At 65.6% G+C, this 20,417-nt stretch carries 23 protein-coding genes; 9 read left to right on the top strand and 14 right to left on the bottom strand.

The window, feature by feature from the left end; all coding sequences use genetic code 11:
• The 5 genes from MWU52_RS17810 to MWU52_RS17790 form a co-directional block, all read right to left on the bottom strand.
• Positions 1-144, bottom strand: a 144-nt coding sequence (locus MWU52_RS17810; protein ID WP_246954675.1) for a GTP-binding protein, incomplete at its 3' end; no start/stop codon positions are given.
• 90 nt (positions 145-234) lie between these two features.
• Entirely contained in the window at positions 235-786 is a 552-nt protein-coding gene (locus tag MWU52_RS17805; RefSeq protein WP_246954571.1) for a hypothetical protein, read from the bottom strand.
• 58 nt (positions 787-844) lie between these two features.
• Positions 845-1,969 (bottom strand): M48 family metallopeptidase, encoded by a 1,125-nt coding sequence (locus MWU52_RS17800; protein WP_246954568.1) that lies wholly within the window; start codon positions 1,967-1,969, stop codon positions 845-847.
• Entirely contained in the window at positions 1,966-3,147 is a 1,182-nt protein-coding gene (locus MWU52_RS17795) for a DUF898 family protein (protein ID WP_246954565.1), read from the bottom strand. Before MWU52_RS17795 ends, MWU52_RS17800 begins: the two co-directional genes overlap by 4 nt.
• Before the next feature lie 3 nt (positions 3,148-3,150).
• Positions 3,151-5,457 carry a DNA topoisomerase IV subunit A gene (locus MWU52_RS17790; protein WP_246954562.1) on the bottom strand — a complete coding sequence of 769 codons (2,307 nt, stop codon included), beginning with the start codon at positions 5,455-5,457 and terminating at the stop codon, positions 3,151-3,153.
• Positions 5,458-5,640: 183 nt separating this feature from the next.
• On the opposite strand from MWU52_RS17790, the gene MWU52_RS17785 reads away from it, so the two are divergent.
• The 6 genes from MWU52_RS17785 (at position 5,641) to MWU52_RS17760 (ending at position 9,698) form a co-directional block, all read left to right on the top strand.
• Positions 5,641-6,186: an SH3 domain-containing protein gene (locus tag MWU52_RS17785; RefSeq protein WP_246954559.1), complete on the top strand. Its 546-nt coding sequence runs from the start codon at positions 5,641-5,643 to the stop codon at positions 6,184-6,186.
• Between the two features lie 52 nt (positions 6,187-6,238).
• The gene (locus tag MWU52_RS17780) at positions 6,239-7,060 is read left to right on the top strand and encodes an SDR family NAD(P)-dependent oxidoreductase (protein ID WP_246954557.1); all 822 of its coding nucleotides are present in this window, start codon (positions 6,239-6,241) and stop codon (positions 7,058-7,060) included.
• 44 nt (positions 7,061-7,104) lie between these two features.
• Complete coding sequence (locus MWU52_RS17775) at positions 7,105-7,308, top strand: twin transmembrane helix small protein (RefSeq protein WP_246954554.1); 204 nt, start codon at positions 7,105-7,107, stop codon at positions 7,306-7,308.
• 3 nt (positions 7,309-7,311) lie between these two features.
• Positions 7,312-7,902 (top strand): cob(I)yrinic acid a,c-diamide adenosyltransferase, encoded by a 591-nt coding sequence (locus tag MWU52_RS17770; RefSeq protein ID WP_246954551.1) that lies wholly within the window; start codon positions 7,312-7,314, stop codon positions 7,900-7,902.
• Between the two features lie 111 nt (positions 7,903-8,013).
• Complete coding sequence (locus MWU52_RS17765; protein WP_246954548.1) at positions 8,014-8,772, top strand: electron transfer flavoprotein subunit beta/FixA family protein; 759 nt, start codon at positions 8,014-8,016, stop codon at positions 8,770-8,772.
• Entirely contained in the window at positions 8,772-9,698 is a 927-nt protein-coding gene (locus tag MWU52_RS17760; RefSeq protein WP_246954545.1) for an FAD-binding protein, read from the top strand. Before MWU52_RS17765 ends, MWU52_RS17760 begins: the two co-directional genes overlap by 1 nt.
• 104 nt (positions 9,699-9,802) lie before the next feature.
• Here the strand turns inward: MWU52_RS17760 and MWU52_RS17755 are convergent, their stop codons facing one another.
• Positions 9,803-10,621, bottom strand: a complete 819-nt coding sequence (locus MWU52_RS17755) for a DUF6473 family protein (RefSeq protein WP_246954542.1) — start codon at positions 10,619-10,621, stop codon at positions 9,803-9,805.
• 160 nt (positions 10,622-10,781) lie between these two features.
• Here MWU52_RS17755 and MWU52_RS17750 point away from each other — a divergent pair, with 160 nt between their 5' ends.
• Positions 10,782-11,657 carry a 3-hydroxybutyryl-CoA dehydrogenase gene (locus tag MWU52_RS17750; RefSeq protein WP_246954539.1) on the top strand — a complete coding sequence of 292 codons (876 nt, stop codon included), beginning with the start codon at positions 10,782-10,784 and terminating at the stop codon, positions 11,655-11,657.
• Here MWU52_RS17750 and MWU52_RS17745 read toward each other — a convergent pair.
• The 7 genes from MWU52_RS17745 to MWU52_RS17715 all read right to left on the bottom strand — a co-directional run bounded on the left by MWU52_RS17745 (position 11,654) and on the right by MWU52_RS17715 (position 17,134).
• Complete coding sequence (locus MWU52_RS17745; RefSeq protein WP_246954535.1) at positions 11,654-12,517, bottom strand: lysophospholipid acyltransferase family protein; 864 nt, start codon at positions 12,515-12,517, stop codon at positions 11,654-11,656. The genes MWU52_RS17750 and MWU52_RS17745 overlap by 4 nt on opposite strands.
• Positions 12,514-12,783, bottom strand: a complete 270-nt coding sequence (locus tag MWU52_RS17740) for an HPr family phosphocarrier protein (protein WP_246954533.1) — start codon at positions 12,781-12,783, stop codon at positions 12,514-12,516. The genes MWU52_RS17745 and MWU52_RS17740 overlap by 4 nt, the downstream gene beginning before the upstream one ends.
• 26 nt (positions 12,784-12,809) lie before the next feature.
• A complete protein-coding gene (locus MWU52_RS17735; RefSeq protein ID WP_246954531.1) occupies positions 12,810-13,202 on the bottom strand; it encodes a PTS fructose transporter subunit IIA in 393 nt (130 codons plus the stop codon).
• On the bottom strand, positions 13,199-14,119 hold the full coding sequence (gene rapZ, locus MWU52_RS17730) for an RNase adapter RapZ (RefSeq protein ID WP_246954529.1): 921 nt from the start codon (positions 14,117-14,119) through the stop codon (positions 13,199-13,201). Before rapZ ends, MWU52_RS17735 begins: the two co-directional genes overlap by 4 nt.
• A 79-nt stretch (positions 14,120-14,198) precedes the next feature.
• Positions 14,199-14,627 (bottom strand): serine kinase, encoded by a 429-nt coding sequence (locus tag MWU52_RS17725; protein ID WP_246954526.1) that lies wholly within the window; start codon positions 14,625-14,627, stop codon positions 14,199-14,201.
• A gap of 45 nt (positions 14,628-14,672) precedes the next feature.
• Positions 14,673-16,421 carry a sensor histidine kinase gene (locus tag MWU52_RS17720; RefSeq protein ID WP_246954524.1) on the bottom strand — a complete coding sequence of 583 codons (1,749 nt, stop codon included), beginning with the start codon at positions 16,419-16,421 and terminating at the stop codon, positions 14,673-14,675.
• 11 nt (positions 16,422-16,432) lie between these two features.
• Positions 16,433-17,134: a response regulator transcription factor gene (locus tag MWU52_RS17715; RefSeq protein WP_246954522.1), complete on the bottom strand. Its 702-nt coding sequence runs from the start codon at positions 17,132-17,134 to the stop codon at positions 16,433-16,435.
• A 297-nt stretch (positions 17,135-17,431) separates the two neighbouring features.
• Here MWU52_RS17715 and MWU52_RS17710 point away from each other — a divergent pair, with 297 nt between their 5' ends.
• Positions 17,432-19,027, top strand: coding sequence for a phosphoenolpyruvate carboxykinase (locus MWU52_RS17710; protein ID WP_246954519.1), 1,596 nt, complete (start codon positions 17,432-17,434; stop codon positions 19,025-19,027).
• A complete protein-coding gene (locus MWU52_RS17705) occupies positions 19,012-19,530 on the top strand; it encodes a DUF3859 domain-containing protein (protein WP_246954517.1) in 519 nt (172 codons plus the stop codon). Before MWU52_RS17710 ends, MWU52_RS17705 begins: the two co-directional genes overlap by 16 nt.
• On the opposite strand, the gene MWU52_RS17700 is transcribed toward MWU52_RS17705, so the two are convergent.
• Entirely contained in the window at positions 19,527-20,285 is a 759-nt protein-coding gene (locus MWU52_RS17700; RefSeq protein ID WP_246954514.1) for a sulfite exporter TauE/SafE family protein, read from the bottom strand. The two genes, MWU52_RS17705 and MWU52_RS17700, sit on opposite strands and share 4 nt — an antisense overlap.
• Positions 20,286-20,417 lie beyond the last annotated feature (132 nt).

The following is a 20,417-nucleotide window of genomic DNA, read 5'->3' as shown; positions in this document are numbered from 1 at the left end:
CGCGCCGTCGATCTGGTCATAGGCCCGGAAATCACCGAAATACTTCGTGATCGCCGCCGTCAGCGTCGTCTTGCCGTGATCGACATGACCAATCGTCCCGATGTTCACATGCGGTTTCGTGCGTTCGAACTTTGCCTTCGCCATGATGGGCCCCTGACTGAGAGGGAGGCCCCGAAGGCCCCCCGAATTGCATCGCGCGCCGTCTAGCGGGCTGAGGAACCGTTGGCAAGTGGATCAGGCCGGTAGCCCGAACCGTTCGGGACTCCGAAGCAGCCACGACTGGATCTTCCGCGACATGTTGCGCGCCAGGGTCGTCAACTGCTCATCGGCGTCCTTGACCAGGCCCGACCCCAGAAGGAGCGTGTCCGCCCCCTCGAACGTGGAAATCTGCTCCGGGCCGGCGACTTTCTCCTGCGGCTCCGCCGTCCACAGGTTGGCGGTCACCACCAGGATGGATTTCGGCGTCAGAACCACAGGAATGCCCGGCGGCGCCAGCGCGTACCCGTCGATATTGACGGCGATGTAGTAGTCCCGACCGCCTTGGTACCGACCGAAGCGGCGCGCCAACTCCGCACCCATCACGGATTTCAGCTTCTCGGGCGTCGCATCGCGGGAGGGGGGGATCTTCTTTGCGTTCTCGGCCACAATGATCGGTTGCAGAAGTTGGAAGTCGCCCATCGGCGGCAGATCCTGCGTCAGCGGATCGGGGGCCTCGCAGGCCGAAAGGCCCGCCAGGCCGGCCAGCGAAAGACCGGCGAATGCGCGGCGGCTGTAGGTTTCGGTCATCTGCGCTCCAGCACGTCGTTTTCACCGGTGGTATCGGGCAGGTGCCGGGCTGGCAAGTTCACCGGCAGATGTCGCGCAGCGCCGCCCAGTCTTCCGCATTCAACGCGGGCGCGGTTGTCGACGGATCGCCGATCTGCGTCGCCGCCTCGATCCGGGCGGTCAACTGGGGATGGGAGGAAAAATGCATGGCCAGCCCCTCGCTCTCGCCCCAGACATCCCGCGTCTTGGCGAAAAAGCTCGCCATTGCCGAAGGGGGCAGCCCGACTTTGGTAAGCTGATCGAAGGCAAAGCGGTCGGCGCGTGTCTCGGCCCCGCGAGAGTAGTTCGACACGATGGCCTGGCCGGCCACGCCAGTCAGGATCCCGCCGCCCGTCAGGTCGCCAACCAGCAGGACTAGCACGGCCTGGACGCTGGCCGCCTGCAGGGTTTGACGAATGGGATCCTCGTAAACGACATGGCCCAACTCGTGCGCCAAAACGGCAGCAACCTCGTCGGGGCTTTCCGCAAGACGTATCAGCGACTCGAAAAAGGTGATCCGTCCGCCAGCCACGGCGTAGGCGTTCAACATCGGGTCCGCGCTATCGTCCATCACGACGACTTTCAGGTCGTAGGGAAGCTCGACATCCCGGGTCACGCGGGCGACCATCCGGTCGAGCGCGGCCACGCCCTCCGGATCGCGGCATTCGGCGAGCGGCCGGCCCGGCCCGCCGAACATCTCTCGCGTCATCTCGTAGTGTTCCTGACCCATCGCGACCTCGGCGTCGGTATCCATGAACTGGGCCAGAACGCCGGCCATGGCCGGAAGCACCAGAAACACCAGCGCGGCCAGCGCCAGGGTGCCGGCCCCCGCGATCAGCGCGACGCGGTGCCCGAGCGGCGGCGCCGGCAGCTTGCGTCCCGGATGAGGAAGCTCCGCGACCAGCGCCTTGGCCTCGGGCGTCGCCACGATCAGGCGCGCGAGATCGTTCAGTGCCAGCCCATAGCTCTCGGCCCGTCCCGGCGCCTGGTCGGGGAGTCGACGTATATCGCAAACCGGCCAGAGGATCGCGTGCCCCTCCGGCAGGACCATGCGCAAGCTGCGGCCGCGATAATCGTCGACGAGCGACAGCTCGACCCGCAGCTTGGTGGCACGCAGGCCGTCGAAATAATCCGCCCAGATCTGCGGCGAGGATGAGAAGGTCATATGCCGGATCCCATGTCGAACAGGTTCGCGAAGCCGTCCGCATCGGCCATATGGGCCGACGCGCCGCGCCGGACCTGCGCCACCTCGATCGAGTTGCCGATCACCAGTGTGTCGGCGACGTGGCGAAACAGCGGGAAGCTGACCATCGCGATCCGCAGGGCGCCGCGCAGAACGAAGAAGGTCAGGTAGAACAATGCGCCGCCGGCCGCGACGACGTAGGGCGACAGCGATTCCAGCGACTGAAGGTCGAACTGCGCCTGCGCCCCGCGCGCGAAAAAGCCGAAACCGAACAGACCGACGATCCCGATGCCGACGAACAGCATCGCCATGAGGATCCATCCGACCAGATGGATCCCGATGACCGAACGGGTTCGCGGCTCGACACGCAGGCTCATGTGATCGCCCAGCCGTAGACCGGAGGCCAGGATCTGGAACGATGCGACCCGCCAGTTGATCCAGCCAAAGAATAACAGCAGCAACATCGGCAACAGGATCAGGACGGTCGTCAGATCGTTCGTCGCAATCAGGCCCCAGATGCTCAGTCCCGATACGGCGGCCCCGATCAGCACCGGAACGAAAGGCGCATAGAGGGCGCCGGCGCCAACCGCGAGGCGGAACCGGCTTTCGCCGTAGAACGTCCGCTCCGCGCGGTATTTCCAGAGGCGATGCGTCCGCACCGGGAGCAGGATCCCGCAGGTCAGGATCGTGGCGATGGACCAGAACGCCGCGCGGGCCGCATACCCCCAGGCCCCAGCTTCCATCGAGAAGGCCACGCCCCGCCAACGCGTATGGTTAAGAAGGTATCGTTGTCCGCGATACTTCGCGATCCAGTAGACCGGCACCAGAAGGAGGAGGGCAGCCCCGGTCCCCGCCCCCGGCCCGCCCGTGAGGTTCAGCGAGGCAAAAATCAGCAGCATGACGATCAGGCCCAGATAGACCCCGACGATCACCGCCGCGATGACGAAGCCCATCAGCTTCTCGAGCGGTCGGCCCGCATATTCGAACGGCACGCCGCCGATCCGAAGCGAGGACCAGAGCCACCGGCGAATGCGCGTCCGCGCCCAGAAGCTGTAGAGCCCCAACGTCGCGACCGTCAGCACCGTCGTCTTGACGACGAGGCCGAGGAGGTTTCCACGCGTGCCCGCCATTTCTCCCGAAAGGGTATCGGGGGCGATCATGCGTCAGGCAAACCGGTTGTTCCGCGGAAAGCCGCGAGGCGCCATGCGCCCAGCCTGCGCCCGTGCGCCCAACCACTCCGACAGGTCAGGTTCGTGCCGGACCCGACCGGCCGGGTCGGACCATTTCAGCCCTTCAGCCAGAGTGAGGACCGTGACGTCGGACAGGCCGCCATCCTTGAACTTCTGCAATCGCACGCCCTTGCCGCGCGGCATCTCGGGCAGGTCGGCCAGCGGGAAGACCAGCATCTTGCGGTTGTCACCGATGCAGGCGACGTGGTCGCCTTCGGCGGTGACGGGGCGCAGCGCGCCAACGCCCGGCTTGCAGTTCAACACCTGCTTGCCCGCGCGGCGCATCGCGACCATCTCCTCCTCCGGGCAGACGAATCCGTCCCCCGCGGTCGACGCTAGCAGCAGATTGCGGCCGGGTCGGTGGATCAGGATATCGACGATATCGGTCTCGTTGGGCAGGTCGATCATCAGGCGCAAAGGCTCGCCCATGCCGCGTCCACCCGGCAGCGCACTCGCCTGCAGCGTGAAGGCGCGCCCGTCGCTGCCCCACACGATCAGCTTGTCGGTCGTCTCGGCATGGAAGCGGAAGGCCGGGCCGTCGCCGTCCTTGAACTTCAGCTCCTTGTCGAGCGGCTGATGCCCCGAGAGCGCCCGGACCCATCCCATGCGCGAGCAGACGACGGTGATCGGCTCCCGCTCGATCATCGCCTCCAGCGGCACATCCGCCACCTCGACCGCCTCGGCGAAGTCGCTGCGACGACGGCCCAGTTCGGTGGCCTTTCCGAACTGCTTGCGCGCCTCGCGCAGCTCGTCGGCGATCGTCTTCCACTGGATCGTCTCGCTCTCCAGCAGGTCCTGCAGACCCGCGCGCTCCTCCATCAGGGCGTCGCGTTCGCGCAGCAGGGCCATCTCCTCCAGCCGGCGCAGCGCGCGCAGGCGCATGTTCAGGATCGCCTCGGCCTGGACCTCGGACAGGGTCGGCTGGCGATCCGTCGGCAAGGGCGAGCGATAATCGGAATCGTCCTTGGCGCGGACGTAGCCCTCGCCCCAGGGCTCGTGGATCAGCGCCTCCTTCGGGGCGTCGTCGTAACGGATGATGTCGATCACACGGTCCAGGTTCAGAAAGGCGATGACGAAGCCTTCCAGAACCTCCAACCGGTGGTCGATCTTCTGCATTCGATGCCGCGAACGGCGCAGCAGCACATCGCGACGATGGTCGAGAAACGCCTGCAACACCTCGCGCAGCGAACAGACCTTCGGCGTCACCCCGTCGATCAGCACGTTCATGTTCAGCGAGAACCGCGTCTCCAACTCCGACAAGCGGTAGAGCGTGTTCATCAGCACGTCTGGATCGACGTTCCGCGACTTCGGCTCCAGCACGATGCGGATGTCGTCGGCGCTCTCGTCGCGGATGTCGGCCAGGATGGGGACGCGTTTCGTCGTTACCAGTTCGGCCAGCTTTTCGATCAGCTTGCCCTTCTGCACCTGGTAGGAGATCTCGGTGACGATGATCTGCCACTGGCCCTTGCCCAGATCCTCGACATGGTGACGCGCCCGCAGGCGGAAGGCGCCGCGACCGGTGCGGTAGGCCTCCAGGATATTCTCGCGCGGCTCCACGATAATGCCGCCAGTCGGGAAGTCGGGGCCGGGGATATGCTCGATCAGGGTTTCATCGCGCGCGTTCGGCGCCTTGATCAGATGCAGACAGGCCGCGATCAACTCATCGAGGTTGTGCGGCGGGATGTTCGTGGCCATTCCCACGGCGATACCGGCGGCACCGTTGGCCAGCAGGTTCGGAAACGCCGCGGGCAGGACGACGGGTTCGCGCAACGTTCCGTCGTAATTGTCACGCCAGTCGACCGCATCCTCGTCGAGGCCCACCAGCAGGGCTTCGGCCGCGGCGGTCATCCGCGCCTCGGTGTATCGGCTCGCGGCGGGGTTGTCGCCGTCGATGTTGCCGAAGTTCCCCTGGCCGTCGACCAGCGGGTAACGGACCGCGAAATCCTGGGCGAGACGCGCCATGGCATCGTAGATCGCGGCGTCGCCATGGGGGTGGTAGTTGCCCATCACGTCGCCCGAGATCTTGGCCGACTTGCGAAAGCCGCCACCGGACGAAAGCCGCAGTTCCCGCATGGCGTAGAGGATCCGTCGATGCACCGGTTTCAGCCCGTCGCGCGCATCCGGCAGCGCGCGATGCATGATCGTCGACAGCGCGTAGGTCAGGTACCGGTCACCGATCGCCCGCCGCAGCGGTTCGGAGACGACCTCTTCGGGGGTGGGCGTGTCGTTCGGGTCACTCATGGCGACCGATCTATCCAGCCCGACTCCGCCGCACAAGCGGACCCGGACGACCCCGCGGATCGAGAATGCGCTATGGCAGATGGGTCACGCGTGTTAACCTTGACGTAGCGTCCGCGGAACCCCGGCCAGGGTCATCGTGTTGTCGGACGAGTTGTTTTCGCGGGTCTTGGGGGACCGACGACCATGATCAAGCTTGTTTTCACGCTGGCCGCCGCGCTCTACGCCGGATTCGTGATCTGGGGCCACCCAACGGATGTCGTCGCGCCGGAGAAACAGGGCGCCGTGTCCATTGCCGCCGACGCCGCGGAGTTCGACCGCCCCGTCATCCTCCAGAACGCCAGTTCACCCGAGCCCCACGTCACCCGTGCCGTCGCGTCCGAGGCACTCGTGCCCGATGCCGCCGCGATCGCGGCCTCTGCCCCGGCCCCCGCCGGCAGCTTTCCCGAACCGCGTCTGATCGGCGAACCGCTCGTGGTCAGCCTCGTCGAACCCCGTGACGCCCCGGAGGCGACGGCAGAGCCGACCGCCGAGCGCATGCTGCGCGTGACCGGGTCGCGGGTGAACATGCGCGCGGGCCCGTCGACCGCGAACCGCGTCGTGGACAGCCTCCCCCAGGGCACATTGGCGGAACCGCTCGGGCCGCCCGAGGGTGGCTGGCAGGAGATCCGCGACATCGCGACGGGTCGGACGGGGTTCATGTCCGCCCGTTTCCTGGAGCCCGCCGTCTGACGATCGAAAGGGGGGGCTTGCGCCCGCCCCGTTGCCTGTTAACGCAGGCGCCATGGTGCGTACGATCCTGATCACCGGGTGTTCCAGCGGCATCGGCCGCGACGCCGCTCTCACGATGCGGGACCGTGGTTGGCGGGTCTTCGCAGCCTGCCGCCGCGCGACCGATTGCGACGGATTGCACGCCCTCGGGTTGGAAAGCCCCCGGATCGACTATGAGGACCCGCAGTCGATCGAGGCCGGGTTGGGCGAAGTTCTCGAATCGACGGGCGGCCGTCTGGACGCCCTGTTCAACAATGGGGCCTACGCGATCCCGGGACTGGTCGAAGACCTGCCGACCGACGCCCTGCGTACGATATTCGAGGCCAACGTCTTCGGCTGGCACGACCTGACCCGCCGGGTGATACCGGTCATGCGGCGCGCCGGGTCGGGACGCATCGTGCAGAACTCCTCGGTCCTCGGCTTCGCCGCCGCCCCCTGGCGCGGTGCCTACAACGCCACGAAATTCGCGGTCGAGGGGCTCACGGACACGCTTCGCATGGAACTGCGCGGCACCGGCATCGATGCGATCCTGATCGAGCCCGGCCCCATCACGTCCCGCTTCCGCGCGAACGCGCGCGCGCAGTTCGAGCGTTGGATCGACTGGCGCGGCGCGGCGCGCCGTACGGAATACGAGGCGATGATGGGCCGTCTCTACGAAGATCGAACCGCCCGTTTCGAGTTGCCGCCCGCCGCCGTGACCCGCGCCCTGATCCATGCGGTCGAGGCCCGGCATCCCAGGGCGCGATACCGCGTGACCGTGCCGACGACGTTGGCCATGATCCTGAAACGCGCGGCGCCGACGCGGATGGTAGACAGGATCGTCTCGAATTCCTGACGCGGGATGTTATGTCCCGACCCGACCCGTGAGGAGGAATGCGGATGCGAGACGACCCCCTGTTCTACGTCGTGGCCGGCGCTTGCCTGCTCGTCCTGCTGATCCTGCTGACGGGGATCGGCGGGTTCGCCAAGGGCGGCGACTTCAATCGCAAGCATGCCAACCGCTTGATGCGCTGGCGCATCTATGCCCAGCTCGCGGCCGTGATCCTGCTGATCGGCTTCGTCTGGATCCGTTCGAAAGGCTGAACCATGGTCGTACTGTCCAAGATCTACACCCGAACCGGTGATGCGGGGACCACCGCGCTGGGCGACGGGACCCGAGTGCCCAAGACATCGGCACGCGTCGCCGCCTACGGAACCGTGGACGAGGCGAATGCGACGATCGGCATGGCGCGTCTGCACGCCGAGGGGGAGATCGGCGCGCAGTTGGCCGTCATCCAGAACGATCTGTTCGATCTGGGCGCCGACCTGTGCCGCCCCGGCCAGGACAAGGATGCCGAGGCGGAATACCCGCCGCTGCGGATGACGGCGGACCAGGTGGACCGGCTGGAGCGCGAGATCGACGCGATGAACGCCGCGCTCGAGCCGCTGCGCAGCTTCGTCCTGCCGGGGGGGACGCCGCTCGCCGCGCATCTGCACCTGTGCCGGACCGTCACACGGCGCGCGGAACGACTGTCGGTCGAACTCGCCGGGCAGGAGAATGTGAACCCAGCCGCGATCAAGTATCTCAACCGCCTGTCCGACTGGTTCTTCGTGGCATCCCGGATCGCCAACGACGACGGACGCGCCGATGTGCAATGGGTTCCGGGCGCCAGCCGTGCATTCCGGGATGCCGAATGACGTGAACGTCAGAACGGTGCGTCACATCGTGCCGACCTGTCGTTTTCGACCTGTCCCGGCCCAGAAGCATCCGATAGACCCCGGGGAAAGCTGTCCAAGGAGGAGCAACCGATGAAAATCCTCGTGCCCGTCAAGCGGGTGATCGATTACAACGTCAAGGTGCGCGTCAAGGCGGACGGGTCGGGTGTTGACTTGGCGAATGTGAAGATGTCGATGAACCCGTTCGACGAGATCGCGGTCGAGGAGGCCATCCGCCTCAAGGAGGCCGGGACTGCCGAAGAGGTCGTCGCGGTGTCGATCGGCGTGAAACAGGCGCAGGAAACGCTACGCACGGCGCTGGCGATGGGCGCGGATCGCGCGATCCTCGTCGTGGCCGCCGACGACGTCCACCAGGATATCGAGCCGCTGGCCGTTGCGAAGGTCCTTAAAGCCGTCATCGACGAGGAGGAACCCGGCCTGGTGATGGCCGGCAAGCAAGCCATCGACAATGATATGAACGCGACCGGTCAGATGCTATCGGCGCTGCTGGGCTGGTCGCAGGCCACCTTTGCGTCCGAGGTGAAGATCGAGGGTGACCATGCCGTCGTCACCCGCGAGGTCGATGGTGGATTGCAGACGATCAAGGTCAAGATGCCGACCATCGTCACCGTCGATCTGCGACTGAACGAGCCGCGATATGCTTCGCTGCCGAACATCATGAAGGCCAAGAAGAAGCCGCTGGAGGAGAAGACCCCCGCCGATTACGGCGTGGATGTCGCACCGCGGCTTGAGATCGTGAAGACCGCCGAACCGGAGGCTCGAAAGGCCGGCGAAATGGTTCAGTCGGTCGATGAACTGGTGTCGAAACTCAAGGAAGCGGGGGCGGTCTGATGGCGGTTCTTCTGATCGGCGAAGTCACCAATGGCGAACTTAACGTCGATGCGACGTCCAAGGCGCTGACGGCCGCAAAGCAATTGGGTGACGTAACGGTGCTCTGCGCGGGCGCGTCGGCCGCTGCGGCGGGCAAGGCCGCGGCCAAACTGGAAGGCGTGGCCAAGGTCCTTGTGGCCGAGGATGCGTCGCTCGGCCATCGCTTGGCCGAACCGACCGCGGCACTGGTCGTGTCGATGGCGGGGGATTACAGCCATATCGTCGCGCCCTCGACAACGGATGCGAAGAACGTGATGCCCCGCATCGCAGCGCTTCTGGATGTCATGATCCTGTCCGATGTCACGGCGGTGGTCGATGCCGACACGTTCGAGCGTCCGATCTATGCCGGCAACGCGGTGCAAACCATCAAGTCGTCGGACGCGACCAAGGTCATGACGATCCGGACATCCACCTTCGATGCGGCCCCCGAGGGCGGCGCCGCCCCCGTCGAAACGGTGAGTGCTGTCGCCGATCCCGGCCTGTCGGAATGGGTCGAGGACAAGGTGGCGGAGAGCGATCGGCCGGAGCTGACCTCGGCCGGGACCGTCGTCTCGGGTGGGCGGGGCCTCGGTTCCGAGGAGGACTTCGCCCTGATCGAGAAGCTGGCCGACAAACTTGGCGCCGCCGTCGGCGCCTCGCGCGCGGCGGTCGACTCGGGTTATGCGCCGAACGACTGGCAGGTCGGGCAGACCGGCAAGGTCGTCGCGCCGGACCTGTATCTGGCCGTGGGAATCTCGGGCGCGATCCAACACCTGGCGGGGATGAAGGATTCCAAGATCATCGTCGCGATCAACAAGGACGAGGAAGCCCCGATTTTTCAGGTCGCCGACTATGGCCTGGTCGCCGACCTTTTCACCGCCGTGCCGGAACTGATCGAGAAGCTCTGACGGCCAGTTCGACGACATCGCTTTCGACGCATCCAAGCGCGGCCGCCGGTCTGTCCGGCGGCCGCATTCCGTTCATGCGCTGCGGCATGACGCAGAACCCGGGGTCAGGCCGCGACATCGCTCGCCCTAGCGACCTCGGGTATCAGAAGTTCGGCCAGATGTTCGTGCACGGGGGCCGGCAGGCAATGAGACGCCACTTCGCGGTCGGTTTCGGGGAAGACCATCCCTTCCAGCCGGAAACGTCGCGACATTTCGCCGACATCGCAGCGCACGATGCGGTCGGCACCATGCCCGACCTCGTCCAGCATTTCGGGCGTCACGAACAAGGGCTCCGCCCCCAGCCCCCGACCCGCATGGCTTTCGAGCGAGAGCAGGATCCGGCGCCCCGGAATACGCGAGAGCATCGTCCGCATCCGGGCCGTCCATGCCTCGACCAACTCGGAGCGAAGGGCCGCGAAACGGTCCGGGCAGCGCGAATGCAGGGCCATCAGCATGTGACGCGTGAAGGTGAAATCGCTGAAATCGACGTCTCGATACAACATCCGAAGCGCGTCCGAAGGGCGCAAGAACCGGTCGTTTCGGCGGGGGTGCACGGTATAGAACCGGTTCGACATGTTCTGCGCACCAAGTGCCTGTATTACCACGGCATGCGCCCCCGAGATGACTTGCATCAGCGCGTCGTCGCTCAGGAACACGTCCAGTCCCGCATTCATCACGCCAAGGTTTACGACCCGCCGCCCGGTTCGATCGGCGATCTGATCCGAAAACGGGTCCTCGACAAAGCGTCCATAGACCTCGGCCCCGCCCAAGACCGCGATGTAGCCGTCATCCAGCGGAACCGCCGGGCCGCGAAAGACAGTTCGCGACCGACCATAGCGGCAGGGATAATAGTTCAGCTGTGCGCCGCGTCCTTCGAAGCTCATATCCGGTCCACCACGATTCGTCGTCATGCTCGGGTTTTCCCAAGTCGCGCTTACCGAATGGTTGAACCCGACATTCATATCGAATTGTCGCGGACATGCGCCTTGGTTGCCCCGCCCCGCGCCGCTGCTATGGTCGCCCGGAATCGACAGGGGCAGGCATATGGAAATCGGCAGCATCGGGATCGTGGGCGCAGGGCAGATGGGGAACGGCATCGCCCATGTCTGCGCGCTCGCCGGCTACGACGTGCTGCTGACCGACGTGCGGCAAGAGGCCCTCGACCAGGCGATGGACCTGATCGGGCGTAACCTCGACCGGCAGGTCAGCCGTGACAAGATTTCCGCCGCCGATCGCGATGCGACCATGGGCCGGATCCGTACGACGCTCGCCGTGACCGACCTCGGCCCGTGCGACCTGATCATCGAAGCGGCCACCGAGCGGGAGGAGGTCAAGCACGCGATCTTCGCGGAACTGGGCCCGGCCTTGGCCGATCACACGATCCTCACGTCGAACACCTCCTCCATCTCGATCACCCGGCTGGCAAGCCGGACCGACCGGCCCGAACGGTTCATGGGGTTCCATTTCATGAACCCGGTCCCCGTCATGCAGCTGGTCGAACTGATCCGCGGCATCGCCACCGACGAGGCGACCTATGCCGCCTGCCAATCCGTCGTCGCGCGGCTGGAAAAGACGTCGGCGACGGCCGAAGACTTCCCCGCCTTCATCGTCAACCGCATCCTGATGCCCATGATCAACGAAGCGGTCTACGTCCTCTACGAAGGGGTCGGCACGGTGACGTCCATCGACACGTCGCTCAAACTCGGGGCAAACCACCCGATGGGCCCGCTGGAACTGGCCGATTTCATCGGGCTGGACACATGCCTGGCGATCATGAACGTTCTGCATGACGGGCTGGCCGACACCAAGTATCGCCCCTGCCCCCTGTTGACGAAATATGTCGAGGCAGGATGGCTCGGCCGAAAGACGCAGCGCGGTTTCTACGACTATCGCGGCGATACGCCGGTGCCGACCCGCTAACCTTCAAGCGTCCGCGCGCGCAGCCAATCCATGAAGGCACGGGTGTTGCCCGCATGGGGATGCCATTCCTCCGGCTCGATTGCCGGTCGGACGATGGGCGCCTGGGGCTGGTCGAGCGCATGGACGACTTCGTGCAACAGAAGGCCCTGACGCAACGTGGCGGAGAGACGGTTCGCGATTTGGTAGATGCGGGAATTCGCCCCCGCGAAACAGATCGGGACGACCTTGGCGCCGCTGCGCCGGATCATGTTGGCGGTGAACGGTGCCCAGGGTTTTTCGACTGCCCGGCCGAACGCCGTCTCCGACGCGGCCACCGCGCCTGCCGGAAAGACCACGACGGCCCCTCCGGCCGCCAGATGCCCCATCGCCGCCTTGCGCATCGCCAGGTTCCTCGCATGGGCGTCCGCCTCGTGCGGGAAGGGCACCGGGATCATGAAATCCGCGACCTCCGGCACGCCCGTCAACAGCGATCGGGTGAGGATCCGATAGTCCTGCCGCACGCGCCCGACGAGTTCGGCCAGGACCATTCCGTCGACAAGCCCGTGCGGGTGGTTCGCGACGACGACGAGCGGGCCCGATCGCGGGATCCGCGCGATCTGCGCCGCCGGCGTGTCGATGCGAATACCCATCACCCGCAGCGCGTGGGCGAAGAATGGTTGTCCGGTCTCCACGCCCTCCCGCTCGAACCGCCGGATCAGCGACAGCAGGCGGATCTTGCCCGTCATCCATTCCAACGCCCGGATGGTGCCGGCCTTCCAAGGGTTCTTGAACGTCCCGGCATAGCTGAGCTTGCCGCGGTCATAGGCCTGATAGTCGGATCGTTCCCGTGGGCTCGTTCGAAAGAACGAGATCTCCGTCACATGCCTTCCCCGAAAAAATCCGCCACCAGCTCCGCCAGCGCCTTCATCAGCGGATCGGCGTCGGGCCCGGATGTCTCCACCTCGATCGTGCTTCCGCGGGCGGCGGCCAGCATCAACATGCCCATGATGGAGTCGCCCGAAGCTTCCAGCCCATCTCGCCGCACCTGGGCGCGGGCGTCGAACCGCTCGACCGTCTCGACGAACTTGGCCGATGCGCGGGCATGCAGCCCCTTCTCGTTCACGATCTCAAGCGTTCGCGTTGGCATCCGTCCCCCCGGCGCTCGGACGACCCTCAGGCGGCCGGACCCTGTGCGACGTCCATGTAACGCGTCCCGGCGGCCTTCGCCAAGGCCAGCGCCTCCGCCAGGGGTTTGGTGCGGCTGCGTGCCAGCTTGATCAGCGCCGGCAGGTTCGCCCCGTAGAATATGACCCGGTCGGCCGGCGTACAGGCACCCATCGAAAGGTTGGAGGGGGACCCGCCGAAGATGTCGGTGACGACGACAACGCCGTCGCCCGTATCGACGCTGTCGGCGGCCTCGCGGATCTCGTTTTCCTTGCCCTTACGGTCGCAGGTCGCCGCCACGGAAATCGAACGCAGACCGTCCTGCGGGCCGATCACATGCTCGACCGCGCGGCGATATTCCTCGGCGAGCCCGCCATGGGCGACGATGACGATGCCGATCATGCGGCCGATTCCCCGTGGTCCGGATCCTGCGGACCCTTGTCGACCGCCCCCGAAATACGGCGGTCCAATTCCCGATGACGTTTAGACACCTGCCAACCGTGCTCGGCAAGGGCTTCACCGAGGAGTTCCGTCACGGCAACCGAACGATGGCGTCCGCCCGTGCAGCCGAACCCGATGGCAAGATGGGCACGCCCCTCCTCCCGATAGGCCGGCAACAGCGACAGGATCAGATCGCGGGTCCGCCCGAAGAAGTCGTCGAACCGCGGATCCGCCATGACATGCGCGCGCACGTTTTCGTCGCGACCCGTTCCGTCCCGCAGGCCGGCCACCCAATGCGGGTTCGCCAGGAAACGCACGTCGAGCACGATATCGAGGCCCCGGGGAACCCCGCGCTTGTAGCTGAAGGACTGCACCGAGATCGCCAGCCGTCGCGCGTCGCCGCCGAACCAGCGCAGCAGTTCCGCCTTCAGGTCGTGCACCGTGAGCGACGACGTATCGACCACGATATCCGCATGATCCGCCAGGCCGCTGACGATGGACAGCTCGCGGCGCACGCCGGTCTCCGCATCCTCGGACGGGGCCAGCGGGTGACGCCGCCGCGTCTCGGAAAAGCGTGCGACGAGAATGTCGGGCGCGCAGTCCAGATAGAGCAGGCGTAAGGCGATCCCCGGGTCCGATCGCAGACGCGCGACCAGAGACAGAAGGGCGTCCACGCTGAAATCGCGATTGCGAACGTCGAGGCCGAGGGCCAGCGGGCGATCCGTCCCCGTCTCGAGTAGACGCGAGGTGAGGGACAGCGGCAGGTTGTCGATCACCTCGAACCCCGCGTCCTCCAGCACATGGATGGCCGTCGTCCGCCCCGCACCCGAAGGGCCGGTCACGAGAATCAAGTCGATGGGGTCGGTCGCAGGGGTCATGATCGGGATGTGGCTCCTGGCACACACATAGTCGATCGGGCGGGCGATTTTAGGGCGGGCACGGTTCCGTGATGTCGCATCACCGCGCTGCCAGCCAGAGAAGGATCTTGGCCGCCAGTCCCGGCGCCGCCGGGTGCCGCAGCAGGGGAAGGTCATGCCCAGCCATGACGATATTCGTCGGTTCCGGAAGGCGCCCGGCAATGGGTTCGAGGGACAGGACGGCATGAAGGTGGTGCGGCCCCGCATCGCGGGTGTTCACGATCCCGATCCCCCGGAGTTCCAGGGCCGGCGGGGCGCCCGTTGGGCGTGACGCGACCAGGCGGCCACCCGTATCGGTCAGGACGACGAGATCATCGGAGATGAGCGCGCCCCCAAGTGCCACCAGTTCGGCGGCGAGACCGCTCTTGCCGGCTCCGGACGCACCGAGGATCAGAAGGCCCCGGCCTCCGCTGGTGACCGCGGTCGCATGCAGGCAATGGCGGCCGTCTCCCATCGGGGTCAGCCGCATGCGCGTCGAAGGGGCGGCGGGGTCGGGGCCCGACACCCGGCGACCTCAGACCGGAAGGCCGACGACGAACCGCGCGCCCAGCGGCTCCGAGGTGATGTCCATGTCGGTGGGTCGAATGTTCTCGGCCCAGATAACGCCGCCATGGGCCTCGACGATCTGCTTGGATATGGCGAGGCCCAGACCGGAATGGTTGCCGAACTGCTGCACGGGCCGTTCGGAATAGAACCGGTTGAACACCTTGGTCAGCGCGGCCTCGGGGATGCCCGGGCCGGTATCCTCCACCACGACCAGAACACGGTTCTCACGGCGCCGCATCCAGACGCGGACGGCGTCCCCTTCCTCGCAGAAGGACAGCGCGTTCGTAATCAGGTTCACGAATACCTGCGCGAGGCGAGCTTCCAACCCCATGATAACGATCGGCTCCTTCGGGAGGTCGGTGATGAAGTCGATATTCTCCAGCTCGGCCTCCTGTGCGTGATAGACGCCCAGGTTGGAGATCATCTTGACGAGGTCGAAGGGCTCTTCCTCCTCCTTCACAAGTTCGCTGTCGAGCCGCGAGGCGTTGGAGATATCGGAGACGAGGCGATCCAGGCGTCGGACGTCGTGCTCGATCACTTCGAGCAGGCGTCCGCGCTGCTCGTCATTGCGTGCCAGTCGCATCGTGCCAACCGCCGATCGCAGCGAGGCGAGCGGATTCTTGATTTCATGGGCGACGTCGGCGGCGAACTGTTCATTCGAGTCGATCCGGTCGTACAGTGCCGCGACCATACCGCGCAAGGCACCCGACAGTCGCCCGATCTCGTCGGGGCGGGCTGTAAGGTCGGGGATGCGGACCCGCTGCGGCGACATCTTGCGGGCATGCTTGTCGCGCCCGAGTTCCGCGGCCGCGGACAGGTCCGAGAGCGGATTGGCGATCGTTGAGGCGAGCACCAGGCTGAGGCCGATCGAGACGAGGAGCGCGATGACGAACATCTGGAGAAGCTGTTCGCGTTCGACCCGCACCAGCGCGTCGATCTCGCCGGCGCGCGTGGTCACGGCGATGGTGCCCATCGGAACCTCACCCGCTGAAATCGGCGTCACGACCGTATAGAGCTTCCCTTCCTCGCCATCGTATCCACGGATCGCCGTCTCGCCGGGCGCGGACTGCGCGACCAGGTTTCCGGCGATCTCGACGGGGCGGGGCAAGGTCTCGGGATCCCGGGAGAAGATCGAGGACAGAAGTTCCCAAACGCCGTTCAGCGCCGAGGTGATGATGGTGGTCTTCTGCACGGCGGCGTTCAGCCCCGTGACCTCCGCGGCCGCATCTTTGCCGATCTGCGCGGCGATCAGGTTGCCGCCAACGTCGAACACATGGACTTCGACCCCTCGCGGAAGCTCGATCGCGGACAGGCGGTCGTCGACCTCGACACCCTCGCCGGCAGCCAGACTCACCGGGGCCCGGTCGGGAACCGACGCTTCGAACACGTCGGCGATCAACCGCGCCTCGGTCACCAGCCCCTGTTCGCGCTGAACCAGCAGGCTGTCGCGAGAGGGGTTGAGGAACAGGACGCCCGCGACCAGCATCAGGATGGCCAGCAGGTTGAACAGGATGATCTTGCGCGCGAGTGGCGAGCGATCCAGCGAGAACATGCCGCGCCGCTCCCGTGCGGCACTCAGTTCCGTTTCAAGGCTGCCGACCGGGCGCTCCCAGTCTTCGCCGAGCACGACCTCGCCACCGCCGGCAGGACGATCCCGGCGGAAGCGGCGGCGCTTGGGCGCATCGAGAGTCGCGTCCAGATCGGTCACGGCGGCCATTATAGCCCCGCCTATTCTTCGTTGTAACGATACCCGATGCCGTAAAGCGTCTCGATCGCGGAAAATTCCGGATCAGCCGAGCGCATCTTCTTGCGCAGGCGCTTGATGTGGCTGTCGATGGTGCGATCGTCCACGTAGACTTGGTCGTCGTAGGCCACGTCCATCAGCTGATCGCGCGATTTCACGAAACCCGGACGCTGGGCCAGGGCCTGCAGGAGCAGGAACTCGGTGACCGTCAGCGTGACGTCCCGCCCCTTCCATTTGACCGCATGGCGCAGCGGATCCATCGACAATTCGCCGCGAACCATCACCTGCGTATCCTCGGGCGTCTCGGTTTCGTCGGAGGCGATCGCCTCCTGCCGGCGCAGGATAGCCCGGATCCGCTCGACCAGCAGTCGCTGGCTGAAGGGTTTGCGAACGTAGTCGTCCGCGCCCATCCGCAGGCCCAGAACCTCGTCGATCTCGTCATCCTTGGAGGTCAGGAAGATCACGGGGACACTGGATTTCTGCCGCAGCCGCTGGAGCAGGTCCATGCCGTCCATGCGGGGCATCTTTATGTCGAACACGCCGAGATCCGGCATCTGACGGCTGAACGCGTCGAGGGCGGACTGTCCATCGTTGTAGGTTTCAACCTCGAAGCCTTCGGCCTCGAGGGTCATGGAGACGGACGTCAGGATGTTCCTGTCGTCGTCGACGAGCGCGATCCGCGACATGTCAATGTCCTTTGGTTGCCTGTGTTTTTTTCACTGCCGTCTTTTTTTGCCAACGTCTCCGAAAAACACGGTCCAGATCAACACATTTCGCGAATCGGCTGATTCGCGACCTCGACTGTGGCCCGCGTGCAATTAAGGCAAGGTAAAGGGACTGTCGTCGAACGTGCACAAGATTGCGCTAACGCCGGGTGATGGTGGCGCTAACCACCCCTGCCGCAGAGTCGGCCTGGATGCTATCGTTGCAGAAGGGAACGACGTGCCGCCGGACATGTCCTTTCCTTCGACAGGAGCCTGACCATGACTGATCGCGTGAACCCCGAACGCACTCTGGAACATCAAGGCATCGAGGGGCTTGGAACGGCGCGCTACAACCTCCTCGAACCCGCGATCATTCAGGAGGCGCTTGCCCGCGGCGAGGGGACGCTGGGCCTAGGCGGTGCGTTTCTTGTGACGACGGGCAAGTTCACCGGCCGCTCGCCCAAGGACAAGTTCGTCGTCCGCTCCGACGCGACGGAAAACACCGTCTGGTGGGAGGCGAACCCCCCGCTATTGCCAGAGAGCTACGACCGGCTGCGCGCAGACGTTCTGGCGCATATGAAGGGCCGCGACTATTTCGTGCAGGACCTCTTTGGCGGCGCCGATCCGGCGCACCGCCTCGACGTGCGCGTGATAACGGAGCTGGCTTGGCACAGTCTCTTCATCCGCCACATGCTGCGGCGCCCCGACGCGGCCGAGTTGCGGACGTTCGACCCGGAATACACGGTCATCAACTGCCCGTCCTTCAAGGCCGACCCCGACCGCCACGGCGGGCGGTCCGACGTGATGATCGCGCTCAACCTCGACGCGAAGGAAATCCTGATCGTCGGAACCGAATATGCCGGCGAGAACAAGAAATCGGTCTTCACGCTGCTCAACTACATCCTGCCCGAGAAGGGCGTGATGCCGATGCACTGCTCGGCCAATCACGCCATTGGCCGGCCGACGGACGCGGCGGTGTTCTTCGGCCTTTCCGGTACGGGCAAGACCACCCTCTCGGCGGCGCCCGACCGTGTGCTGATCGGCGACGACGAACATGGCTGGTCCGATCGCGGCATCTTCAACTTTGAGGGCGGCTGCTACGCCAAGACGATCAGCCTGTCGCCCGAGGCCGAGCCCGAAATCTTCGCGACGACGTCCAAGTTCGCCACCGTGGTCGAGAACATGGTCTTCGACCCGGACACGCTGGAGCTGGATTTCGAGGACGACAGCATCACCGCCAACATGCGCTGCGCCTATCCGCTCGACTACATCTCGAACGCGTCGCAGACGGCGCTCGGCGGCAATCCCCGAAATGTCGTGATGTTGACCTGCGATGCCTTCGGCGTCCTGCCCCCGATCGCGCGGCTGACGCCGGCGCAGGCGATGTATCATTTCCTGTCGGGCTTCACCTCCAAGGTGGCAGGCACCGAACGCGGCGTGACCGAGCCGGAGCCGACATTCTCGACCTGCTTCGGTGCGCCCTTCATGCCGCGGCGGCCCGAAATCTACGGCAATCTGCTCAAGGAGAAGATCGCCCGGAACGGGTCCGACTGCTGGCTGGTCAACACCGGATGGACCGGTGGGGCGCACGGAACCGGCAGCCGGATGCCGATAAAGGCCACGCGCAATCTTCTCTCGGCCGCTCTCTCGGGCGCACTCTCGCGCGGGCAGTTCCGCCGCGACCCGAACTTTGGGTTCGACGTGCCCGTAAGCTGCGAGGGCGTGCCCGATCTGCTGCTCGATCCGCGCCGCACCTGGGCGGACAAGGACGGCTATGACGCACAGGCGCAAAAGCTGGTGGACATGTTCGCCGCCAACTTCGAAAAGTACCTCGATCACATCGACGAGGACGTCAAGGAATGCGCCATCGGCTGACCGCCGCCCTGATCCCGCTTCTGTTCTGCGCCGCGGCCGCGCAGGCACAGGTCCGGCTGGTCGAGGCGGGCATCATCTGCCCGCGCGAGGCCCGCGGCGAACTGATCGAGGCGCCGGGGACCGAGGCCGGCCACATCCGCCGCATCGAGGAAGGCATGTCCTTCGACCTGCTCGACCGCATCGTGCCGACGATGGATGACCTCTCCTTCGGTTTTCGAACCGCGCTGAAGCCGGGTGCGACGACGCGCGACGTCACCGTCGTCGTGACCCATCCGCCGATGGGCCCCCGCGGCGTCGAGCGCGAGGAGTGGGACGACGTGATCGAGGCCGGCACGGAAAGCCTGAATCTCTTCACGTTCGAGGAGGATTACGAAAAGGTGCCGGGCCGCTGGACCTTCGCGATCGAGATCGACGGCGAACCGGTCGTCACCGTTCCGTTCGAGGTGACCGAGGACACGGGCCGCGGCCGGGTCGAGCAAGCCTGTTTCCAGTTCCTGTCCTAGCCGATCAGACCTTTCCGGATCAGGTTCGCCCCGGCCAGCACGAGAACCAGAAGCGTGAGCCTGCGGAACTGGTCCTGATCCAGACGATCCTGGATGCGAAAGCCAACGGCCATGCCGATCAAGGCCGCCGGCAGAAGCGCGACCGAGAACCAGACCGTCTGCCTGTCCAGTATGCCTGATCGAAGATGCGCCGCCACCAGAACGACAGACGCGGCGCTGTATATCACACCCTGCACCACCATCTGACGCCGCTTGGGCGTGTCGATCGCCAACAGGTAAAGCGCCGTCGTCGGCCCCCAAATCCCCGCCAGCCCGCCGAGGGTCCCCGAGATCAGCCCGCCGACCCAATCGGCCGCACGATGCCAGCGAGGCGGGATCCGCAGACGGAGCCCCGACAGCTGCAGCAGGGAAAGCCCGACGATCGGTCCGCCCAACAGCAGATAGTAGACCCGCGCGGGGATCGCCGAGACAGTCTGAGCCGTAAGGGCAACCATCACCAAGCCGACCGTCAAGAACCGCCAATGCCGCTGGACGGCCTCGCGTGCCGCGACGGCGCCGTACCGCGTGACCTGCCAGACATTCGTGGCAAGCACCGACAGCAGGATCCCCGCAAGCGCCAGCCGGGGTTCGAGGAATGTCGACAGACCCGAAATCATGATCAACGGCACCGCAAAGCCGACCGCGCCCTTAACAACCCCCGCACCGAGAGCGACGGCCAGGGACAGTATCCAGAAGGGCGGGGTGATGGCGTCCATCCCCTGCCCTACCCTTAACGCATACGCACTGACCAGCGCGCTGCACGGGTCATTTTCTGCGCTTGTGTACCCGCTACAGGGCAACTAAGTTTCGCTGCAACTGCAAACAATTTCAGCCGACAGGACGATCTC

This window comes from Jannaschia sp. S6380, assembly GCF_023015695.1.
Classification (GTDB): domain Bacteria; phylum Pseudomonadota; class Alphaproteobacteria; order Rhodobacterales; family Rhodobacteraceae; genus Jannaschia.
The sequence above is the reverse complement of the archived record's forward strand: the minus strand, read 5'-3'. Positions and strand labels throughout refer to the sequence as shown.

Bases quoted from the DNA above. Each gene is read 5' to 3' on its own strand.
- MWU52_RS17805 (WP_246954571.1), bottom strand. From the start codon at position 786: ATGACCGAAACCTACAGCCGCCGCGCATTCGCCGGTCTTTCGCTGGCC.
- MWU52_RS17800 (WP_246954568.1), bottom strand. From the start codon at position 1,969: ATGACCTTCTCATCCTCGCCGCAGATCTGGGCGGATTATTTCGACGGC.
- MWU52_RS17795 (WP_246954565.1), bottom strand. From the start codon at position 3,147: ATGATCGCCCCCGATACCCTTTCGGGAGAAATGGCGGGCACGCGTGGA.
- MWU52_RS17790 (WP_246954562.1), bottom strand. From the start codon at position 5,457: ATGAGTGACCCGAACGACACGCCCACCCCCGAAGAGGTCGTCTCCGAA.
- MWU52_RS17785 (WP_246954559.1), top strand. From the start codon at position 5,641: ATGATCAAGCTTGTTTTCACGCTGGCCGCCGCGCTCTACGCCGGATTC.
- MWU52_RS17780 (WP_246954557.1), top strand. From the start codon at position 6,239: ATGGTGCGTACGATCCTGATCACCGGGTGTTCCAGCGGCATCGGCCGC.
- MWU52_RS17775 (WP_246954554.1), top strand. From the start codon at position 7,105: ATGCGAGACGACCCCCTGTTCTACGTCGTGGCCGGCGCTTGCCTGCTC.
- MWU52_RS17770 (WP_246954551.1), top strand. From the start codon at position 7,312: ATGGTCGTACTGTCCAAGATCTACACCCGAACCGGTGATGCGGGGACC.
- MWU52_RS17765 (WP_246954548.1), top strand. From the start codon at position 8,014: ATGAAAATCCTCGTGCCCGTCAAGCGGGTGATCGATTACAACGTCAAG.
- MWU52_RS17760 (WP_246954545.1), top strand. From the start codon at position 8,772: ATGGCGGTTCTTCTGATCGGCGAAGTCACCAATGGCGAACTTAACGTC.
- MWU52_RS17755 (WP_246954542.1), bottom strand. From the start codon at position 10,621: ATGAGCTTCGAAGGACGCGGCGCACAGCTGAACTATTATCCCTGCCGC.
- MWU52_RS17750 (WP_246954539.1), top strand. From the start codon at position 10,782: ATGGAAATCGGCAGCATCGGGATCGTGGGCGCAGGGCAGATGGGGAAC.
- MWU52_RS17740 (WP_246954533.1), bottom strand. From the start codon at position 12,783: ATGCCAACGCGAACGCTTGAGATCGTGAACGAGAAGGGGCTGCATGCC.
- MWU52_RS17735 (WP_246954531.1), bottom strand. From the start codon at position 13,202: ATGATCGGCATCGTCATCGTCGCCCATGGCGGGCTCGCCGAGGAATAT.
- rapZ (WP_246954529.1), bottom strand. From the start codon at position 14,119: ATGACCCCTGCGACCGACCCCATCGACTTGATTCTCGTGACCGGCCCT.
- MWU52_RS17725 (WP_246954526.1), bottom strand. From the start codon at position 14,627: ATGCGGCTGACCCCGATGGGAGACGGCCGCCATTGCCTGCATGCGACC.
- MWU52_RS17720 (WP_246954524.1), bottom strand. From the start codon at position 16,421: ATGGCCGCCGTGACCGATCTGGACGCGACTCTCGATGCGCCCAAGCGC.
- MWU52_RS17715 (WP_246954522.1), bottom strand. From the start codon at position 17,134: ATGTCGCGGATCGCGCTCGTCGACGACGACAGGAACATCCTGACGTCC.
- MWU52_RS17710 (WP_246954519.1), top strand. From the start codon at position 17,432: ATGACTGATCGCGTGAACCCCGAACGCACTCTGGAACATCAAGGCATC.
- MWU52_RS17705 (WP_246954517.1), top strand. From the start codon at position 19,012: ATGCGCCATCGGCTGACCGCCGCCCTGATCCCGCTTCTGTTCTGCGCC.
- MWU52_RS17700 (WP_246954514.1), bottom strand. From the start codon at position 20,285: ATGGACGCCATCACCCCGCCCTTCTGGATACTGTCCCTGGCCGTCGCT.